At 62.2% G+C, this 15,248-nt stretch carries 27 protein-coding genes and 1 tRNA gene; 8 read left to right on the forward strand and 20 right to left on the reverse strand.

Translation table 11 applies throughout. From position 1 onward, the window contains the following. Window positions 1–24: 24 nt before the first annotated feature. Window positions 25–498: an Lrp/AsnC family transcriptional regulator gene (locus tag L7H23_RS00990; protein WP_237839305.1), complete on the reverse strand. Its 474-nt coding sequence runs from the start codon at window positions 496–498 to the stop codon at window positions 25–27. A 166-nt stretch (window positions 499–664) separates the two neighbouring features. Here L7H23_RS00990 and L7H23_RS00995 point away from each other — a divergent pair, with 166 nt between their 5' ends. The 3 genes from L7H23_RS00995 to L7H23_RS01005 all read left to right on the forward strand — a co-directional run bounded on the left by L7H23_RS00995 (window position 665) and on the right by L7H23_RS01005 (window position 3,486). Further along, window positions 665–2,287 (forward strand): histidine kinase dimerization/phospho-acceptor domain-containing protein, encoded by a 1,623-nt coding sequence (locus L7H23_RS00995; RefSeq protein ID WP_237837502.1) that lies wholly within the window; start codon window positions 665–667, stop codon window positions 2,285–2,287. 17 nt (window positions 2,288–2,304) lie between these two features. Further along, window positions 2,305–3,345 (forward strand): polysaccharide deacetylase family protein, encoded by a 1,041-nt coding sequence (locus tag L7H23_RS01000; RefSeq protein WP_237837503.1) that lies wholly within the window; start codon window positions 2,305–2,307, stop codon window positions 3,343–3,345. 65 nt (window positions 3,346–3,410) lie between these two features. After that, window positions 3,411–3,486, forward strand: a tRNA-Ile gene (locus L7H23_RS01005). A 7-nt stretch (window positions 3,487–3,493) separates the two neighbouring features. On the opposite strand, the gene L7H23_RS01010 is transcribed toward L7H23_RS01005, so the two are convergent. Then, entirely contained in the window at window positions 3,494–3,865 is a 372-nt protein-coding gene (locus tag L7H23_RS01010) for a hypothetical protein (RefSeq protein ID WP_237837504.1), read from the reverse strand. A 111-nt stretch (window positions 3,866–3,976) separates the two neighbouring features. On the opposite strand from L7H23_RS01010, the gene L7H23_RS01015 reads away from it, so the two are divergent. Next, window positions 3,977–5,452 (forward strand): M20 family peptidase, encoded by a 1,476-nt coding sequence (locus L7H23_RS01015; protein WP_237837505.1) that lies wholly within the window; start codon window positions 3,977–3,979, stop codon window positions 5,450–5,452. 88 nt (window positions 5,453–5,540) lie between these two features. Here L7H23_RS01015 and L7H23_RS01020 read toward each other — a convergent pair whose 3' ends face one another. The 18 genes from L7H23_RS01020 to L7H23_RS01105 all read right to left on the reverse strand — a co-directional run bounded on the left by L7H23_RS01020 (window position 5,541) and on the right by L7H23_RS01105 (window position 13,518). After that, window positions 5,541–6,659, reverse strand: coding sequence for a site-specific integrase (locus tag L7H23_RS01020; RefSeq protein WP_237837506.1), 1,119 nt, complete (start codon window positions 6,657–6,659; stop codon window positions 5,541–5,543). A 4-nt stretch (window positions 6,660–6,663) separates the two neighbouring features. Further along, window positions 6,664–6,918: a helix-turn-helix domain-containing protein gene (locus L7H23_RS01025; protein ID WP_237837507.1), complete on the reverse strand. Its 255-nt coding sequence runs from the start codon at window positions 6,916–6,918 to the stop codon at window positions 6,664–6,666. Between the two features lie 151 nt (window positions 6,919–7,069). Next, window positions 7,070–7,513, reverse strand: a complete 444-nt coding sequence (locus L7H23_RS01030; protein WP_237837508.1) for a hypothetical protein — start codon at window positions 7,511–7,513, stop codon at window positions 7,070–7,072. Between the two features lie 189 nt (window positions 7,514–7,702). Continuing rightward, complete coding sequence (locus L7H23_RS01035; RefSeq protein ID WP_237837509.1) at window positions 7,703–8,170, reverse strand: hypothetical protein; 468 nt, start codon at window positions 8,168–8,170, stop codon at window positions 7,703–7,705. Beyond that, complete coding sequence (locus tag L7H23_RS01040) at window positions 8,170–8,514, reverse strand: hypothetical protein (protein WP_237837510.1); 345 nt, start codon at window positions 8,512–8,514, stop codon at window positions 8,170–8,172. The genes L7H23_RS01035 and L7H23_RS01040 overlap by 1 nt, the downstream gene beginning before the upstream one ends. After that, entirely contained in the window at window positions 8,514–8,684 is a 171-nt protein-coding gene (locus tag L7H23_RS01045) for a helix-turn-helix domain-containing protein (RefSeq protein WP_237837511.1), read from the reverse strand. The genes L7H23_RS01040 and L7H23_RS01045 overlap by 1 nt, the downstream gene beginning before the upstream one ends. Next, window positions 8,681–9,313 carry a lambda exonuclease family protein gene (locus L7H23_RS01050; RefSeq protein ID WP_237837512.1) on the reverse strand — a complete coding sequence of 211 codons (633 nt, stop codon included), beginning with the start codon at window positions 9,311–9,313 and terminating at the stop codon, window positions 8,681–8,683. Before L7H23_RS01050 ends, L7H23_RS01045 begins: the two co-directional genes overlap by 4 nt. Continuing rightward, window positions 9,313–10,074 carry an ERF family protein gene (locus L7H23_RS01055; protein WP_237837513.1) on the reverse strand — a complete coding sequence of 254 codons (762 nt, stop codon included), beginning with the start codon at window positions 10,072–10,074 and terminating at the stop codon, window positions 9,313–9,315. The genes L7H23_RS01050 and L7H23_RS01055 overlap by 1 nt, the downstream gene beginning before the upstream one ends. 309 nt (window positions 10,075–10,383) lie before the next feature. After that, window positions 10,384–10,542 carry a hypothetical protein gene (locus tag L7H23_RS01060; protein ID WP_237837514.1) on the reverse strand — a complete coding sequence of 53 codons (159 nt, stop codon included), beginning with the start codon at window positions 10,540–10,542 and terminating at the stop codon, window positions 10,384–10,386. A gap of 13 nt (window positions 10,543–10,555) precedes the next feature. Then, window positions 10,556–10,732 carry a hypothetical protein gene (locus L7H23_RS01065; RefSeq protein WP_237837515.1) on the reverse strand — a complete coding sequence of 59 codons (177 nt, stop codon included), beginning with the start codon at window positions 10,730–10,732 and terminating at the stop codon, window positions 10,556–10,558. Then, window positions 10,729–10,902 (reverse strand): hypothetical protein, encoded by a 174-nt coding sequence (locus tag L7H23_RS01070; protein WP_237837516.1) that lies wholly within the window; start codon window positions 10,900–10,902, stop codon window positions 10,729–10,731. The genes L7H23_RS01065 and L7H23_RS01070 overlap by 4 nt, the downstream gene beginning before the upstream one ends. Beyond that, window positions 10,899–11,210, reverse strand: coding sequence for a hypothetical protein (locus L7H23_RS01075; protein ID WP_237837517.1), 312 nt, complete (start codon window positions 11,208–11,210; stop codon window positions 10,899–10,901). Before L7H23_RS01075 ends, L7H23_RS01070 begins: the two co-directional genes overlap by 4 nt. 271 nt (window positions 11,211–11,481) lie before the next feature. Further along, window positions 11,482–11,670 (reverse strand): hypothetical protein, encoded by a 189-nt coding sequence (locus tag L7H23_RS01080; RefSeq protein WP_237837518.1) that lies wholly within the window; start codon window positions 11,668–11,670, stop codon window positions 11,482–11,484. Further along, window positions 11,667–11,873 carry a hypothetical protein gene (locus tag L7H23_RS01085; RefSeq protein ID WP_237837519.1) on the reverse strand — a complete coding sequence of 69 codons (207 nt, stop codon included), beginning with the start codon at window positions 11,871–11,873 and terminating at the stop codon, window positions 11,667–11,669. Before L7H23_RS01085 ends, L7H23_RS01080 begins: the two co-directional genes overlap by 4 nt. A 119-nt stretch (window positions 11,874–11,992) precedes the next feature. Then, window positions 11,993–12,196, reverse strand: a complete 204-nt coding sequence (locus L7H23_RS01090; protein ID WP_237837520.1) for a hypothetical protein — start codon at window positions 12,194–12,196, stop codon at window positions 11,993–11,995. Between the two features lie 7 nt (window positions 12,197–12,203). Next, the gene (locus tag L7H23_RS01095) at window positions 12,204–12,548 is read right to left on the reverse strand and encodes a hypothetical protein (protein ID WP_237837521.1); all 345 of its coding nucleotides are present in this window, start codon (window positions 12,546–12,548) and stop codon (window positions 12,204–12,206) included. A 12-nt stretch (window positions 12,549–12,560) separates the two neighbouring features. Beyond that, complete coding sequence (locus L7H23_RS01100; protein ID WP_237837522.1) at window positions 12,561–12,917, reverse strand: hypothetical protein; 357 nt, start codon at window positions 12,915–12,917, stop codon at window positions 12,561–12,563. A gap of 196 nt (window positions 12,918–13,113) precedes the next feature. Next, window positions 13,114–13,518: a hypothetical protein gene (locus tag L7H23_RS01105; RefSeq protein ID WP_237837523.1), complete on the reverse strand. Its 405-nt coding sequence runs from the start codon at window positions 13,516–13,518 to the stop codon at window positions 13,114–13,116. Between the two features lie 96 nt (window positions 13,519–13,614). Here L7H23_RS01105 and L7H23_RS01110 point away from each other — a divergent pair, with 96 nt between their 5' ends. The 4 genes from L7H23_RS01110 (at window position 13,615) to L7H23_RS01125 (ending at window position 15,199) form a co-directional block, all read left to right on the forward strand. Then, a complete protein-coding gene (locus tag L7H23_RS01110) occupies window positions 13,615–13,788 on the forward strand; it encodes a helix-turn-helix domain-containing protein (protein WP_237837524.1) in 174 nt (57 codons plus the stop codon). 261 nt (window positions 13,789–14,049) lie between these two features. Beyond that, entirely contained in the window at window positions 14,050–14,529 is a 480-nt protein-coding gene (locus L7H23_RS01115) for a hypothetical protein (RefSeq protein ID WP_237837525.1), read from the forward strand. Then, window positions 14,526–14,867 carry a hypothetical protein gene (locus L7H23_RS01120; RefSeq protein ID WP_237837526.1) on the forward strand — a complete coding sequence of 114 codons (342 nt, stop codon included), beginning with the start codon at window positions 14,526–14,528 and terminating at the stop codon, window positions 14,865–14,867. The genes L7H23_RS01115 and L7H23_RS01120 overlap by 4 nt, the downstream gene beginning before the upstream one ends. Window positions 14,868–14,956: 89 nt before the next feature. Beyond that, window positions 14,957–15,199, forward strand: coding sequence for a hypothetical protein (locus L7H23_RS01125; RefSeq protein ID WP_237837527.1), 243 nt, complete (start codon window positions 14,957–14,959; stop codon window positions 15,197–15,199). Window positions 15,200–15,248 lie beyond the last annotated feature (49 nt).

Raw genomic sequence — 15,248 nt, forward strand, 5'->3', positions numbered from 1 at the left:
TTTCTTATACGCGGTGCAAGCCGGTCAGAGTTCGACGGGAATGCCTGCAAGCTGCTTTGCCGTGCGAATCGTCAGCGAGGTTTTCACGCTCGTGACATTCGGCGCCGAGGTCAGGTGCGCGGTGAGAAATGACTGGAAGCTTTGCAGGTCGCGCGCGACGACCTTCAGCAGGAAATCGATTTCACCGTTGAGCATATAGCATTCGCGGACTTCCGGCAGCTTTCCGACATAATCCTCGAACGATTTCAGATCGGATTCCGCCTGGCTCCGCAGGCTGACCATCGCGAAAACGGTGATTCCGTAGCCCAGCTTCGCGGCATCCAGATCGGCGTGGTACGAACGGATAACTCCCGCTTCCTCAAGCGCGCGAACCCGGCGCAGGCACGGCGGTGCGGTGAGTCCCACCATTTGCGCCAGCTCGACATTGGTCATACGCCCGTTTTTTTGCAGCTCCCCGAGTATCTGCAGGTCGATCTGATCGAATTTCTGGCTGGCCATCATTGAAACATCCGCTTTCCAAAACTGCGATGACCATAATATTATTTCAGCCGAATGCAATTGTCCCACAATGTGACGTGACGGGCGAAGCCACTTTCATGACCGGATGATTCACGCTAGCCGCTAAGCATATGCTAACCAACAAAGTGGGTGGGGCGGGCCGCGCGTGACTGCTGACTCGATGATCGCGACTATCTTGCGTCAGGCGCCGAAGGACCGGCGTGCGAGCGTTGCCGCGTGGCGTCAGATCTCCGATATTCTGGCGCAGCGCGGCAATCAACTGGGCGATGAAGATATTCGGCGATCGCTGCACGCGCTTGCGGTCCTGCGCCCCGAAATCCCCGAAAAAGTGCGACGCGACTGCGCCGAAGCGATCGCGCATCATGGCCGTTTCGCGCCGCTCGTCGCCTTCTACGCCAACGATGTGCCCTCCGTGTCGACGGCAATGCTGCGCCGCGCGAGGCTTTCGGAAGCCGACTGGCTGGCGCTGCTGCCGGCGACCGCGGCAACCGCGCGGTCGATTCTCGCGGGCCGTACCGACCTGCCGGTGAGCGTCCGGCGTGCGCTCGAGAGCCTCGGTGCGGGGTCGGTGGCGCTACCGCAGCCCGAAAATGCCGCCATTGTGGCGGAGATCGCCGAAGAGGCGCCGCCCGAGGCGGTTCCGAGCCAGATCAGCGAATTGGTTCGCCGGATCGACAAATATCAGTTGTCGCGAAGCCAGCCCGCCGTTCGCGCGCCGCGGACGAGCTTCCTGTTCGAAACCGGGCCTGACGGGCTGATCTGCTGGGTCGACGGAATCACACGCGGCGCGGCAATCGGGCTGTCGATCGCCGAATCGGCGCTCGGCGGCGAGCCGGGCGCAGACGGTGCGGCTGCCGGCGCCTTTCGCCAGCGCGCCGAGATCATCAACGCGCGTATGATTCTCGAGGGCTCGGCCGCCGAATCGGGCGAATGGCGCTTTTCGGCATTGCCCTGGTTCGACCCGGCAACCGGGCAGTTCCGCGGTTATCGCGGCAGCGGCAGGCGTCCGCAGCAGAGCGAGATGCCTTATGGCCGTCCTGCGTCGGCCGATTCGGGCGATTCGATCCGCCAGCTGATCCACGAGCTGCGTAGTCCGCTGAATGCGATTTCGGGTTTCGCGCAGATCATATCGGGTCAGATGTTCGGCCCGGTCAGCGGCACCTATCGCGCGATGGCCGAAACCATCGTCGCGGATGCCGCCGCGATTCAGGAGATCATCGACGATCTCGAAACCGCAACGCGCGCCGTCGACACGCCGCCGGCGTCGATGCCGGGCGAGGTGGTCGATATCGGCGCGGTCATGACACAGGTGCAGGGCGACCTTGCCGAGATACTGGCCGAGCAGCGTATCGACCTCAGCATTTCGCGCGTCGGCGGGCCGTTTCTCGCCCAGGCAAACGACGCGAATTCGCGGCGGATGATCGGGCGCCTGTTGACGGCGCTGGTCGACATTTCGGAGGCCGGCACGACGCTGGTCGGTCAGCTCGTGGTCGAGCCCCTGCATGACGACATGCTCCAGCTGCGTGTGGTCCGGCCGCTTGCGATCCGGTTCGCGACCGCGGCCGACCTGCTCGACCCTGGTTTCAGCCCCGAAGGCGAGGCGCCCGGCGCTGCGATCCTGAGCCTCGGCTTTTCGCTCCGCCTCGTCGACAGCCTCGCTCGCGGCGTCGGCGGACGCCTCGATATCGGGCATAACGCCTTGACCTTGCATCTTCCCTCGGCCAACCCAAGGGCCGATACGGAGCTCGGCATCCAGCAGAGCGAATAGCCACGTCGGGGCAGGCGTTGGCAAAGGGGATCAAGGTGCAGCCTGCGGGGGATTTCCAGGCATATCCGGAACCATCCGATCTGATCGCGCTGGGTGTGGAGGAGAGCCCGCGCTTCTGGGTGACGATCGACACCGAGGAAGATTTCGACTGGTCCGCTCCGTTTGCCCGTACGGGATTCCGGCTCGATTCGGTTCCGGCGCTGGCCGAATGCCAAGGCTTTTTCGAGCGTGCGGGTGTGGCGCCCATCTATCTCGTCGACTGGCCGATCGTGCAGGACGACCGCGCAGTCGATATACTGGCGGCGGCGCAAAAGGCCGGGCGCTGCGACGTAGGGGCCCAGCTGCATCCTTGGGTCACGCCGCCGCACGACGAGGACGTGAACGAACGCAACAGTTATACCGGTAATCTGCCGCCAACCCTGCAACGTGCCAAGATGGAGGCGTTGCGCGACGCGATCGTCCGCCGTTTCGGTGTCGCCCCGGCGGTCTATCGCGCCGGGCGCTACGGGCTCGGTCCCGACACCGCGACGATGCTCGCCGAACTGGGATTCCGTTGCGACACCTCGGTTCGTTCCGGATTCGATTACCGCAAGGGGCAGGGCCCCGATTATCGCGATGCGCCGCTTTCCCCCTGGTGGGTGTCGACGGAGGCAGGGCCCATATTGGAAATGCCGGTCACGACCGTTTTCGGCGGCTTCCTCGGCGCGTCGGGGCAGGGCGTGTATCACCGTATCGCCCGTAACGGCATGCACGCGGGTGCGGCGCTTGCGCGGCTCGGGCTCGTCGAGCGTATCGCGCTCACGCCGGAGGGCATTCCGGCGGAGCGCGCCTGCCGTGCGATCGATATCGCGATAGAGCGGCGCCTGCCGGTCCTCAATTTCTCCTTCCATTCGCCCTCGCTGCAGCCGGGCAACACCCCCTATGTACGGACCGACAGCGATCTCGACCTCTTCTATCGCTGGTGGGACGCGGTGCTTGCGCATCTGGCGCTGCGCGGCGTGACGCCGATCGACACCGCCGGAATATTGGCGATGGCCGCACGAAAGTGCCCGGCCTAAGCCGCTTGCCAATCATCGGCTCGCTCCGCTATCGCCCGCACATCCCCGACCGGGTTTCGAGACGGGGGCCTGTAGCTCAATGGTTAGAGCTGGCCGCTCATAACGGCTAGGTTGCGGGTTCGAGTCCTGCCGGGCCCACCATTTCCCGTCAGTCGTGGCCTTGGCTGCGCCCCGCGAGCGTGTCGGCACGCAGCAGCTGGAGGCGGGTTTCCAGCTCGCGTCGCTCGGGATCGGACAGGCCGTCGCGGTCATAGCGGTCGGCGAGGGCGTCGATCTGGCGCGCTTCGCGGCGAAGCGCTTTCGCTTCACCTTTCGACAATTCGCCCCGATCGCGTCCTTCGTTGATCAGATCGCGGGCCTTGCGAAGCTCGCGGTCCGGCAAGGGCCCGCTGCCGGGGAGCGTGCCCATGTCCGAAATGCCGGGGTTTCTGTCGCCCGGCGGCAAGCTGCGCGGCACGAACTGGGCGTGTGCCGCAACGGGGAGGGCGAAAGCAAGAAAGGCAGCAAGGGGCAACCGCATCAGTATCTCCTGTCGGCGAAACATTTGCCTGTCTCGCTGAACCGCCGCTTAATTGGGTTGCATATCGCTATCGTTCGCGGTCTTGTGCCGGCTCGGAAAAGGGAGAGCGACATGCGCAAGGGCAGGGCGATCATTCTGGGCGGAGCCGTGGTTCTTGCCGTCATAGGAGGCACGGTAGCCGTCCGTACGGCGACCTTCGCGCCAAAGGACATTGCCGACGGCCGCGATGTGAAGCTTGCGGCGGCCCCGGCTTACGATCTCGACGCGGCGGTCCGGCATCTCAGCGAGGCGGCGCAGCTGCGTACCGTGTCGAACCAGGATCCCGCGGACAACGACGTCGCCGAGTGGGACAAGCTGCACGCATGGCTGGCCGCCACCTATCCAGCCGCGCATGGCGCGATGACCCGGACGATCCTGCCCAATCGCACGCTCGTCTTTCACTGGGCCGGAAGCGAGGCTGCCTTGGCGCCGATCATCGTCATGGCGCATCAGGACGTGGTTCCCGTGACACCGGGCACTGAAGGGGACTGGAAATATCCTCCCTTCGCGGGAACGATCGCGGAGAAGGCGGTTTGGGGTCGCGGCACCGTTGACGACAAGGGCTCGCTTGTCGGGCTGTTCGAGGCGCTCGATGCGCTCGCCAAAGCCGGGTTCAAGCCCAGGCGCGGGATCTATCTGGTCTCGGGCCATGACGAAGAAGCGGGCGGGACCGGCGCGATCGCCGCGGCGACGAAGCTGAAGGCCGAGGGCGTGAAGGCCATCTATACGCTCGACGAGGGCAGCATCGTCCTGACCGATACGCCGGTGATCGACGGTCCCGCGATCATGATCGGGATCGCGGAGAAGGGCTATGGCACGCTGAAGGTCACGGCGAACGCGCCGGGCGGCCACAGTTCGATGCCGCCGGCAGAGACCGGCGTCGAGACGCTGGCGAAGGCTGTCCTCGCGATTACCGGCAAGCCGTTCCCGCTCGAAGTGCGCGGGCCAGGTGCCTCGATGATCGAATCGCTTGCGGCAAAGAAGGGTGGCACGACCAAGATGGCGGTCGCGAACCAGCGGCTGTTCGGTCCGCTCCTGAAGCGCCAGCTCGGCGCGGCGCCGACAACCGCGGCTGCATTCCATACAACGATCGCCCCGACGATGCTCGAGGGCAGCCCCAAGGAGAATGTGCTGCCGCAGTCGGCGAACGCCCTGATCAATTATCGCATTTCGCCTTGGAACACCTCCGCCGACGTCATGGCGCGCGCGAAAGAGGCCGTGGGCGATACAAAGGTCGATCTTGCCTGGGTGAAGCCGCCGCGCGAGCCGTCGCGTGTATCGTCGACGAGTTCGCAGGGCTGGAAATGGATCGCAGCCGCCGCGCGCGCCGATGCGCCCGGCGCGGTGCTGACGCCGACGCTGGTGGTCGCGGGGACCGACAGTCGCAGCATGGAGCCTGTATCGCAGGACGTGTATCGTTTCATGCCGATGCATTTCAGCCTGAAGGAATCGGCGATGATCCACGGCACCAACGAGCATATGGCGATCGACAGCTTCAAGCGGATGATCGATTTCTATGCGCGGCTGATCGCGACCTCTGCGGGATAGACTCGGGGTCAAAGCCTGTCTAAGGCGCGCGCAGCGTCGGGGAGTGGCGCAGCCCGGTAGCGCGCTTGCTTTGGGAGCATAGAGCGTTCTACCCGATTTTCTTAGCATTTCTGCCGCTTTCCTGCAAGTTCAAATCCGGCTGTCCGGGACTATTCCGGGACTCGGTGAGCAAAAGGGCATTCGCGACATCGCCATCCGAGGCATGCGCGTAGCGCGCAGTCGTCGCAATATTGGAATGGCCGAGAAGCCGCTGCGTCACCTTGAGATTGCCGACTGCCCTTGTTACCCGCGTTGCCGCAGTGTGCCGCAAGTCATGGAAGCGGAAGTCGTCAATCCCGGCGTCCGCCTTCGCTTTCGCCCACTTACGCGTCCATCCTTCACGCGAGAACGGGTATCGCTCGCCCTTGACGCGGGCTGCCCGATCGTTCCGCTTTGGCGCAGAACGCTGGCACACATAAGTAAAAACCCGTGGTCCGACTTTGGGGCGGCTGGCAATGATGGCGATCATGCGGGGCGACAAGGGAAAGCCGTGATAGCCGCCGCCCTTGACGCGGACTTCGGCGCGATTTCCAATCAGATCCACCTTGCTCCACAAGAGCGTAATAACCGACTGTCGCCGCTGCCCCGACAGCATGGCAAACTCGACTACCGCGGCCAAGTCCTCGGGCAATTTCTCGAATAGCCTGCGCTCCTCGTCTGCGGATAGCTCGCGGGTGCGCTCCTTTGGTTCCTTGAGCATGACGCCTTCCCACTCGATGTCGGGCTTGGCGTATTTCTTGGGGACGCGCCTGATGACGCGTTTGAGCAATTGGGTCTCTCGGTTGACCGTGGCATTGGAAACCAGAGTGTTCTTGTTCCTTGCCTTCTGACCGCGCCGCCATGCGATATATTTCTCGATGCCCTCGCGGTCGATCTCGCTTAGCAGGGTGGAGGCTCCAAACTTCCCGGCCAGACGGTCTAGCTGGACCTTGGTCGCTTTGGCGTTGGCCTCGAATTGGCCGACCACTCCCCAATAGTATCCAGTTGCCTCGTCCAAGGTTATCTCTGGCTTTTCCTTGCTCCCGGAAGCGATTTCGCGGCGCTTGTTGGTCTCGAACGCCTTCGCGGCACCTTTCTTCTCGGTCCCGGTGGAGCCGTGGTAGCGGACCCCTCCGACCTGAAAGTCATACTGCCAGTATGGAGACTTAGGCGTTTGATAGACCGTCATTGCGTTAGCGATACTGGCTGAGCGGAATGATTTTTCCGATATCGCCATTGCCACGGCGTACTTTGCGGTTTGTCGGACATGATTGCTCCACCCTCAGACGGGCCGCAAGATACTCCTCGCAATCCTCCGGTCGATAGAAGATTTTGCGAGCGCCGATCAGCACGTACCGGATTTCCCCTCGCTGGCGGATGCTGCGAAGGGTGCGCTCACCAATGCGGAGGCGCGTGGCGGCTTCCATTTCGGTGAGCAACTGGGTCACCTGAACCACCCCCGCCGCGTCTCCACGACCTTCGGAGCAGCCCTATGGGTAGGGTAGAACCTTCCCTTGAGCCAGTAGCCTCCGCTTGTCATAACGGCTGCCTCGGGGTTGTGGGGTAGGCGCTCTACCTGTTTCCAGTTGCCGGACTTGTTCATGGCGCATTCCCTTCGGGGACCGCGCTCTCGTGAACGGCACCGGCTTTGCCGTTACCGCCCTGACGGGCTTCGATCGCTTGCGCGGCGGATTGCGGATCGCCGAAGGTCGGCTGTCGTTCGGGACCGCAGGCGTCGAACTTGTCGCGAAACTGATCAGGGATGTATTTGTAGTACGCCCCCTGCGGCCTCATTTTGCGCGTTCGGCAGCAGAAGAGACGGGGCGCCCATTCAGGCCCGTAGCAATCATCTATCGCAGTCAACTCGCCAGCAGCCTCGTCGAGCAACGCAATGTTATCGGGCGTCAGTGGCTCTAGGTCCGCACACCCCCACAAGAACAAATCGCTGCAAGCCACGAAAACCTGCGACGGCGACTCTCCGACAGGGAATGAGTGCCACCATATCTCGCCGCCGAACCATTCGTGCTTGGCGATCAGACGCATGACCTCGATAGCGAACTCCGCGCTAGGGACGGAAGCCGGAACGGCGGAGACGCTTGCGGCTCCGTTCACGACGGCCCGGTCCGACTTGTCGGAAGCGCCCGTATCTTGTGCCATCTTAAATCCCTTTCCCGTCGGCCCCGGGGTTATGCGAGCGGACCGACGGATTATGCTGCTCGCGTTGCGGTGGAACTATGCGGCCCGCTGCTGGCGATACCGCGCGTGATAGGTGTTCAGGTCGGGGTCGGGGCTGGTCAGCCGGATTCCCTGCTCGGCGCATTCCCGCTCGATGGTGTCGAGATAGCGGACCATTTGCGGAACCTTCATCTCGCTGGTGACGGGGATGAAGCGCATCGCGATCAGCTTTTGCGCGTATGGCAGCGGCTTGATTGCCGCGTCGTAGATCTCCCGAAACTCGGCGCTCTCTTCCCGCAGGATCGGAACGCCGTGAACCAGCTTCCATTCGCAGCGCACTTCGTCGGCTGTCATGTCGCCGCGCTGCTCGGCCGCTTCTCGCGCCCACAGGAATTGCAGCCGGTTCTGTTCGTGCGATCGGTCGCGGCCCAACTGCCATTCGACGGTGAAGGGCTTGGCAAGGTTCTTTGCCAGCACCATGAAGTCGAACAGGTCGTCTTCGTTATTGATGATCCGGCTCGGCATTATGCCAACTCCCTTTCACGCTTGGCGTCGCGGATTTGAGCAGCCCGCGGCGACTGGCGGCAGAACTCGTCAATGAGGGCCTCCACGTCGATCCCTGCCCAAAAGGTCCGCTCTCCGACCTCATGCTGACGGGCATGGTGCGCCCGACAGAGGCTCACGGTGCGGAAGTCGTCCGGCTTCTGTGAAATGCCTGCACCGCTCCCGAAGCGGACGTGCGCGACCTCTATCGGACGGTCAGTGCAGCCGGTGATGCAGCATTCATGCGAGCGCACGAAATTGCAGTGGGCTTGTGACCGCCAGCGGGTGGCGCGCTTGGGCTTCTTCGGGATGCGCTTCGGGAACATCAGCCGGCCTTCCGCCAGCGACGGGCGCTGCGATAGGACCAGCCCACAGCATGGGCGGCGCGCTTGAGCGGCATGCCCTCTGCCAGCAGGCGGGAAAGCTCCCGCTGTCGTGCAATGCGGGCCGACACGCGAACGGCGGTGGCCATATGGGCGCGCTCGGCGAGGGTCATGCCGCTTCTTTCAGATAGCGGGCCTCAAGGTCGGCGACGGTGGCCGCGACTTCGGCGAGAAAATCCTGAACGTGCGCCTCAATGTCATCGATCATCGCTTGATCGCGGGAAACGCGGGCAACATGCAGGCGCATCCGCTCGGGTAAGCGGGGGTCATAGCTGGCGAAGTCGCACCACTGGCGACCGGTGCAGGCCATCTGCCACTGCATTTGCTTGATGTATTTGTCCGCAATCGGCTCGCCCCGCAGTGTGGCAATATGCGTTGCGCTGTTGGGGCACTTGATTTCGACAAGGCCATCATCCCCGACCAGCCCGTCAGGCGATGCTCCACTGTCGGCAATGACCGGATGGCGAGCAAAGCCGATCTCATCGACGAATTCGCCCACGTGGAGGCCATACGCCTCGCGAGCTTCGGGCTCCCAATCGGTCCCCCACTGCATCGCGGCGTTCGAGTAGCCCTGCTCAGCCGTGCCGGTCAGGCGTTCGCAGACGAGCTGCGCTGCATAGTTGGCGCGTGAAGCACCCCAGCCCTTTTGCGTGCGGGCCATGAGGTCAGCAATCTTGCTCGCCGTGACCTTTCCGCACCGCTCAGCGAACCATTCTGGCGAGCGCTGTTCGATCTCATCCATCACTGGATACCTCGCGCCTTGACCTGCCGGTCGATCCAGTTTTTCACGCTGGTCAGCCGGTCGGCGCGGATTTCGGCAACGTCGGCGACCTTCGCGACCTTGAGCAAGTCGGCGATAGGGATGTTGTTCGAGGTCATGATAGTCTCGATATCGTCGATATCCTTTTCACCGATCGTTTTGGGCGCTTCCCGGCGAGGACCAAGGTTGCCGTCGTCATCTTCCGCGCCGACCGCCACATTCCAGATGCCCTTGAGCAAATAGCGCGCTCCATAGGAGCCTGCGGCGCCTGCCGCGTGCGTCTTGGTCATGACGTCGCCGCCCTTCGCTCCCTTGCCGTCAGCAGGCATGTCGCGGTGATAGGTGCGCGTATGTCCGGCTGTGTGTGCGACGTAGCAGAGGACGCGGACATGCTCGGGCTTGGGGCTATCTCCCTCGTCAAAGCTTAAGGAAAAGCCGTGCGCCGTGTAGATCGGCCTCAATGCGCGATCCAGTTTGTCGAACGTGGCGTAACGGCTCTTGGTCTGCGGGTTGGATGCGTTCGCCGAGATCGGCCGCATTTCCGCCTGCGCGGCATTCATCGCTTGATTGAACGCCAGTTCGGCCTCGCGAGCGGACACCTGTTGCTGTAGAGCGATCAGGCGTTCCATCTTGTCGATATCGACAGCGGGATCGCTGGCTGCGCGAGCGATGACGTCGATAAGGCTGGCTGAATAGTTGGCAACAGCAGTTTCGGGCGCCTCGACTTTCTGCAAAGCGGTCATTTCGATTCTCCATTCGCAAGGGGATTGATGCGCGAAGCGGCAAGACCCGAAGGGGCTTGATCCGACAGGACGAAAGCCCCGGTCGCGAAGCGATGCGCCGAACTCACAGCGACACCATCAAAGCAAAAAGAAGTCCCACCCCAGCATAAACCCATAGAGGGACAGAAGCCCCTTCAAGGGGGAGGGGTTGAACGGTCTCGGCGGGAACAAGCATAAGCTCAGGGAGGGCATCTGAATGCGTTTCCCTATTGTATGCTTCCAAAGCGTCGCGGTAGGTGGTCATAACTCTACCTCTCGATAAGGGGGTTGTCAGGCGGAGCGATCGCTGCTGGGGTGCCCAATCGCAGCTTCCGAGGTCATGAAAACCGTCCAGAATTTGTAGCTGCGGGAGGCCGGACGGTAGATCAGGCCGTTTCCCTTCCTCCAGAATGAGAGGGCTTCGCTCTCCGTCTCGAACGTGTAGAACATGTCGTTTCGCCTTTCAGATACGGTCGGAATGTTGGTTGGGCTGGTCAGGGCCAGCGGTGAAGTCGCGGGTCTCGAAGTCGAAGCCGTACTTGGCGGTCATCATCTCGAACCATTCATCGTCAGAGCATGTCTGGATGAGGTCGACGTGCGTCTCGATGGGATGCTCGCGGCAGAGGTAGGTCGGGATCATGCGACCAGATCCTCTTTCATGGCGAAATGCGCCCGCCATGCGCGTTCCAGCGACGACCAAGCGCGTGGGCTGTGATCCTGCTGAAAGCGGCGCACAAATCCCGCCGCTGCGAAGTGAAAGCCGCAAGCGATCATGTACGTCTGGATTTCATGGGCGCGATACTCGCTCATGCCACAGGCTCCCCGACCGGCTGCCAGAAGGGCATCGCCTTGGGGAACCGGCCCTTCATGGCCTTCTTGACGCGAAGGAGGGCGAACAGGGCTGCCGTGTGGCGGTGAACGATGTCCTGCATACCGGCGCGGCGGGCATTGCGAATGCGGCCAGCGGTCAGGAGGATTTCGTCCTGCAGGATATGGAGCGCGGTCCACGCCGTGCCGTTGCGGACGCGGTCCTGCAAAGCGACGCGCTCTTTGGCCGCGTTCTGCGGTTTGCCTATCTCGGATGCGATATGGCGGGCAATGTGGGCGGGGTAGGTCATGCGACGCCTCCAGCGCGTGGTGCATTTTCCGCCCACCATGCTTCACAGGTTTCGCATTCAGCCGTGCCGGGGGTATCCTCGCCGCAAGTTCCGCACCAAGCTGAGGTAAGGGCATTGGCAATCTGCTGTGCCCGCCATTGTGCGACCGCTTCGCCGTGCTTTCCGAAGCCCCGGTAGACGAGGGCGATCAAACGACCATGGGCATCGCGAACGATGTGGTCGCCATTGCACGGGCCGGTGGCGTCTGCCTCAACAGTGAGGGGCAGCGCGCTCACGTCGAGGCCCGATCACGCAGCACGCCAGCGAGAAAATCGTCGGCCTTGCTGACCTCATGGATCAGGCCGTAAATCTCGGGCAACTTGTCGTCGGCGGTCGAGTGGTCCTGCACAACGGCTTCGATCAGATCGACAGCGTCTGCGAGGCGCTTGTCGGCCCACATGGAGAAGTGCTTGAGCATCATGCCGCCCACCCGCGAAAGCAGCGGTGCGCTTCGATGCTGCGCTCGGCCCGCTCCTGCGTCTGGTAAGCGACACGGCCAGCATAGCCAGCGCCACGGGTGAAGTAGCGGCCCTTCCAACGACCAGTGGTCTGAACGCTGACGACAGCCTGTTCAGTGCCGTAGGTGCCTTCGATGTTGGCGGTGCGTATGATCTTATGTGACATTGTCAGCCTCACGTTGTCTGTGAGGCGTTGCTACGTTATTCGTAGGGCGTAGTCAATACGAAAAACGTAGGATGCGCAAAAATGGATCAAACGCTTGGATTGAAGGACTTAGACGAAAGCTAAGGACCGAACGCCTCATTGAAGATCGCCATCACCACCTCCTCCTCAATGCCAGGTATCGACATAAGGACCGACGCCACCTCGATCTTGAGCAGCGCCACTGTCTCCTCTGACAGCTTCCCCTTGGACGCCTCTGCCAGTCGCAGGACGATATCTAGGGGCAGGGTGATGGCTGCCAGTTCAAGGTCGGCGCGCAGGGGCAAGGCGTCCCTATATCGAATTGATCTTGCTGAAGGCGTCTCGGCCCAAGAGGACGACGAGAAGGCCAGTGCCCAGCCACGCTGCGGCGAATTCCCATCCTTCGTAGCGATGCCACAGGAGGTTGGCCGTCAAGATCATCGACGGAATGAGCCCCAATGCAAAGCTGAACTCCATCGCGTCTTTCGCACGCTCGACGCGAGAATGTGTGTTGGCAAGCTTCTTGCGGGTCTCGCTCGACCGCGCCTGCTCCGCGCGAAGGTCAATTTCCAGTCGCCGAACGCGGTCCTCTATATCCGGAGTGGGTGGGGCCGAATTCCCAAAGGTAGCAGCCCACTGGTCTGGTTCGTTCGACATGCCCGAAATCCTTCACCGCTTGGCGGCTCGATCACCAATCCCGATCCCGTCCACGATACCTACTTGATACGCGGCGCAATAGGCCCGCATCTCGTTGCGCCGGGACTCGTCCTTTACAGGCGCCCAATCATACCACTCATCGCCCTTTCGGAAACCTCGCATGGACGAAAGGTCAGAGCCGCACTGGCGCACGATCGGATTGAACAGCTTCTGTTGTTCAGCGCTTAGGCCGTACGCTTCCGGCACGCCCAACGCAAACCGGGCCTGCTCGACTGTATGGGATGGGGCGGCCTCATCCCCGCCCTTCGCATATGCGCCAGCTCCGAATGCGCCCGCTACAAGAGCGCTCGTTAAGACCAAGCGTTTCATTGCCCCTCCTTGTGACACCTTCCGTGTCAAAACACCCCTTGTTAATCCGTCCACAGAAAAGTTAAGCTGGACCCTTGCATTGTAGGATTCTGGGACGCACGAGAACATAATAAGAACGCTCGTGGAGGGTATATGACGCAAGCTGGTTGCGGGGAGGGGTGCCCCGAATGCTCGATAAACTGCGCAATGGCGCGCTTCATGCTTCTAGACGCGACTCGCGAAGCCGAAGCATTGCTGCTTGACCGGCCACGGCCACAGCATCGTCGCTATCCTGATTGGCAGGAGCGCTGGCGAGAAGTCCAAGGCCATATTCGACGGCTCTCGCTAGACGTGGAGCTTCTGACTCCGACCAGCCGTCTTTTGGAGCAAGCCGGAGACACGCGGCAAGGATTGGTGCAAGTTTCTCTGCACTGATCGACGCGCCGCTTTCTTCTGGCATGAAGCGATCGGCAAGCGTCTTGGCCTCGTGATAGAGTAGCCGGCGCTTGCCGCTGAATAGCTCCGCGACACGCGAACTGGGCAGCCCGAGCGCGCGCCCGACCTCGGCGTCCTTGCCCGCGCGAAGCCGAATCTCGGCTAGAAATTCCTCGGTCGTAAGCACCTGCCTTAGATAAGGCGCGCGGCAAAACGCGTCCGCTACGCAATTCGTAAAGTTTATGGTTGAAGTCATGCTACGTTTATCGTAGTGTGCGGAGCCATGACCGAAGCATCACAGATCATCGCCGATAAGGGCGGCACCGTGAAGGTCGCGGCGGCGCTCGACCTCACCCCCTCAACCGTGTCGAGCTGGAAGAAGGCCAAGGGCGGCATTCCGCGCTGGTGGCTGCCGCATGTGCAGGCGCTGCCCAAAGCCGAACCAACGGCAGCCTGACCATGCTGGGGGGCAAACATATCACCATCCCGCGCGTCCCGCCTCATCTCCGCGCGGAGGGGAGCGAGGTAATCAACCCTGCCTCGCTCCCCGAACCAAACGTAGTTGCCGGGCATGATCGCCTGACGGTCGCCAAGCCCCAGCACAATTTCCGCGATCAACTCTCCGATCAGGCGAGCGCGCGTGTCGTTTTCATCGGCGTGGGCGGCGGTTGTGTCGCCCGCTTCATCCATTTCCCTTTCCATGCTCAGGAGATAGCCCGTGGCTGACGACTGGTCCGCGAACTTTCCGTTGCTCATTTCCCGCGAACAGGCGGGGAACAAGATTGGCTCGGCATTGCGCCTCTTCGTTGGTCGCGGGCGGCGCTACAGCGTCAAGCAGCTCGCCAACGGCACGGGGGTCAAAGACCGCATTATCGAGTGCGCGATGGCCGACGCGGGGAGCGTGGATTACCGCCCGTTGCCACCCGAATGCCTGCTCGGCCTTATGGCATTTCTCGGCCCCGATTTCACCAACGAATTTCTGCATCTGGCAGGGCAGGGGGCTTTCGAGCTTCCCGACGAGGAGCCTGATCCCGGCACGCTCGCGGCGGATAACAGCGACGACAACGCGACCGTCACCCGCGCCGCCATCGACGGCAAATTCGACGAACACGAACGGCCCGGCCTCAAGGTTGTCGGCTCTCGCATGGTCACGCGCGGTAGCCAGTTGGTTGCGCTCGGGAAGCGGAGGGCAGCATGAAAATCGATTTCACTCGCCCCGCCACCATCCATGCGCTCGCGGCCCTGCCGTACTTCGGTCAAGCGGAGGCGGTCATCCGTCGCATCGATCCTTTTTGGAAAGTCGATCTCTCCGAGCCTGTTCCTTTCAAGGTTGAGCTTTCGCGGGGATGTGACTGCGACTGCCCTCACTGCATGTATTCGGAGGACAAGGCTGTCACCGTCTATGCGCGGTCAGAAGAAGAGGCGATGGAAATTGCCGAGGAGGAGCATGGCGATTGGGAGGCTGTGCGCGCCAGACTGGGGCCTGTGCCCACCGCCTCTGTCTCTGATTCTGACTGGGAGGGTCTGGCAGCATGAACCCTCTCATCATCACCGCCTTCACTATAGGTGGGGCTATCGCTGGGTACTTCCTCTGTAAGTTGAGGATGGCAGGGAAGGCGGGGGACATGCGCGCCGAGCATGGCGAAGATTGCACCCTCTGCGAACCGCTCCGCGAACGCATCGCTCAACAGGAAAAGCAGATCGGCAAGTTGGTCGGACTTCGGATCAATGTTGAAAATGCCCACCGCCGTTGCAGCGACGCCCTGACCACCAAGAACCAACGCATAGAGCGTGCCTTGTCGTGCGTCACTGAAAACTCCGCTCACGTCGGCAAGAAGATGGCGGCGATCCTCAGGGGAGAACGGTGATGGTTTGGCGAGTCCTCTTGGTCGTCAACATGATCTGTTCGTTGGTTTG

Origin of the sequence: Sphingopyxis sp. BSN-002, from assembly GCF_022024275.1 — a bacterium.
In the GTDB taxonomy this organism is placed as follows: Bacteria; Pseudomonadota; Alphaproteobacteria; order Sphingomonadales; family Sphingomonadaceae; genus Sphingopyxis.

Excerpts from the sequence above, each read along its gene's own strand:
- L7H23_RS01020 (WP_237837506.1), bottom strand. The coding sequence starts at position 6,659 with ATGACGGTCTATCAAACGCCTAAGTCTCCATACTGGCAGTATGACTTT.
- L7H23_RS01125 (WP_237837527.1), top strand. The coding sequence starts at position 14,957 with ATGCGCGCCGAGCATGGCGAAGATTGCACCCTCTGCGAACCGCTCCGC.
- L7H23_RS01040 (WP_237837510.1), bottom strand. The coding sequence starts at position 8,514 with ATGTTCCCGAAGCGCATCCCGAAGAAGCCCAAGCGCGCCACCCGCTGG.
- L7H23_RS00990 (WP_237839305.1), bottom strand. The coding sequence starts at position 498 with ATGGCCAGCCAGAAATTCGATCAGATCGACCTGCAGATACTCGGGGAG.
- L7H23_RS01060 (WP_237837514.1), bottom strand. The coding sequence starts at position 10,542 with ATGTTCTACACGTTCGAGACGGAGAGCGAAGCCCTCTCATTCTGGAGG.
- L7H23_RS01080 (WP_237837518.1), bottom strand. The coding sequence starts at position 11,670 with ATGATGCTCAAGCACTTCTCCATGTGGGCCGACAAGCGCCTCGCAGAC.
- L7H23_RS01085 (WP_237837519.1), bottom strand. The coding sequence starts at position 11,873 with ATGTCACATAAGATCATACGCACCGCCAACATCGAAGGCACCTACGGC.
- L7H23_RS01045 (WP_237837511.1), bottom strand. The coding sequence starts at position 8,684 with ATGACCCTCGCCGAGCGCGCCCATATGGCCACCGCCGTTCGCGTGTCG.
- L7H23_RS01035 (WP_237837509.1), bottom strand. The coding sequence starts at position 8,170 with ATGCCGAGCCGGATCATCAATAACGAAGACGACCTGTTCGACTTCATG.
- L7H23_RS01015 (WP_237837505.1), top strand. The coding sequence starts at position 3,977 with ATGCGCAAGGGCAGGGCGATCATTCTGGGCGGAGCCGTGGTTCTTGCC.
- L7H23_RS01095 (WP_237837521.1), bottom strand. The coding sequence starts at position 12,548 with ATGTCGAACGAACCAGACCAGTGGGCTGCTACCTTTGGGAATTCGGCC.
- L7H23_RS01100 (WP_237837522.1), bottom strand. The coding sequence starts at position 12,917 with ATGAAACGCTTGGTCTTAACGAGCGCTCTTGTAGCGGGCGCATTCGGA.
- L7H23_RS01010 (WP_237837504.1), bottom strand. The coding sequence starts at position 3,865 with ATGCGGTTGCCCCTTGCTGCCTTTCTTGCTTTCGCCCTCCCCGTTGCG.
- L7H23_RS01050 (WP_237837512.1), bottom strand. The coding sequence starts at position 9,313 with ATGGATGAGATCGAACAGCGCTCGCCAGAATGGTTCGCTGAGCGGTGC.
- L7H23_RS01110 (WP_237837524.1), top strand. The coding sequence starts at position 13,615 with ATGACCGAAGCATCACAGATCATCGCCGATAAGGGCGGCACCGTGAAG.
- L7H23_RS01075 (WP_237837517.1), bottom strand. The coding sequence starts at position 11,210 with ATGACCTACCCCGCCCACATTGCCCGCCATATCGCATCCGAGATAGGC.
- L7H23_RS01065 (WP_237837515.1), bottom strand. The coding sequence starts at position 10,732 with ATGATCCCGACCTACCTCTGCCGCGAGCATCCCATCGAGACGCACGTC.
- L7H23_RS01120 (WP_237837526.1), top strand. The coding sequence starts at position 14,526 with ATGAAAATCGATTTCACTCGCCCCGCCACCATCCATGCGCTCGCGGCC.
- L7H23_RS01055 (WP_237837513.1), bottom strand. The coding sequence starts at position 10,074 with ATGACCGCTTTGCAGAAAGTCGAGGCGCCCGAAACTGCTGTTGCCAAC.
- L7H23_RS01070 (WP_237837516.1), bottom strand. The coding sequence starts at position 10,902 with ATGAGCGAGTATCGCGCCCATGAAATCCAGACGTACATGATCGCTTGC.
- L7H23_RS01030 (WP_237837508.1), bottom strand. The coding sequence starts at position 7,513 with ATGCGTCTGATCGCCAAGCACGAATGGTTCGGCGGCGAGATATGGTGG.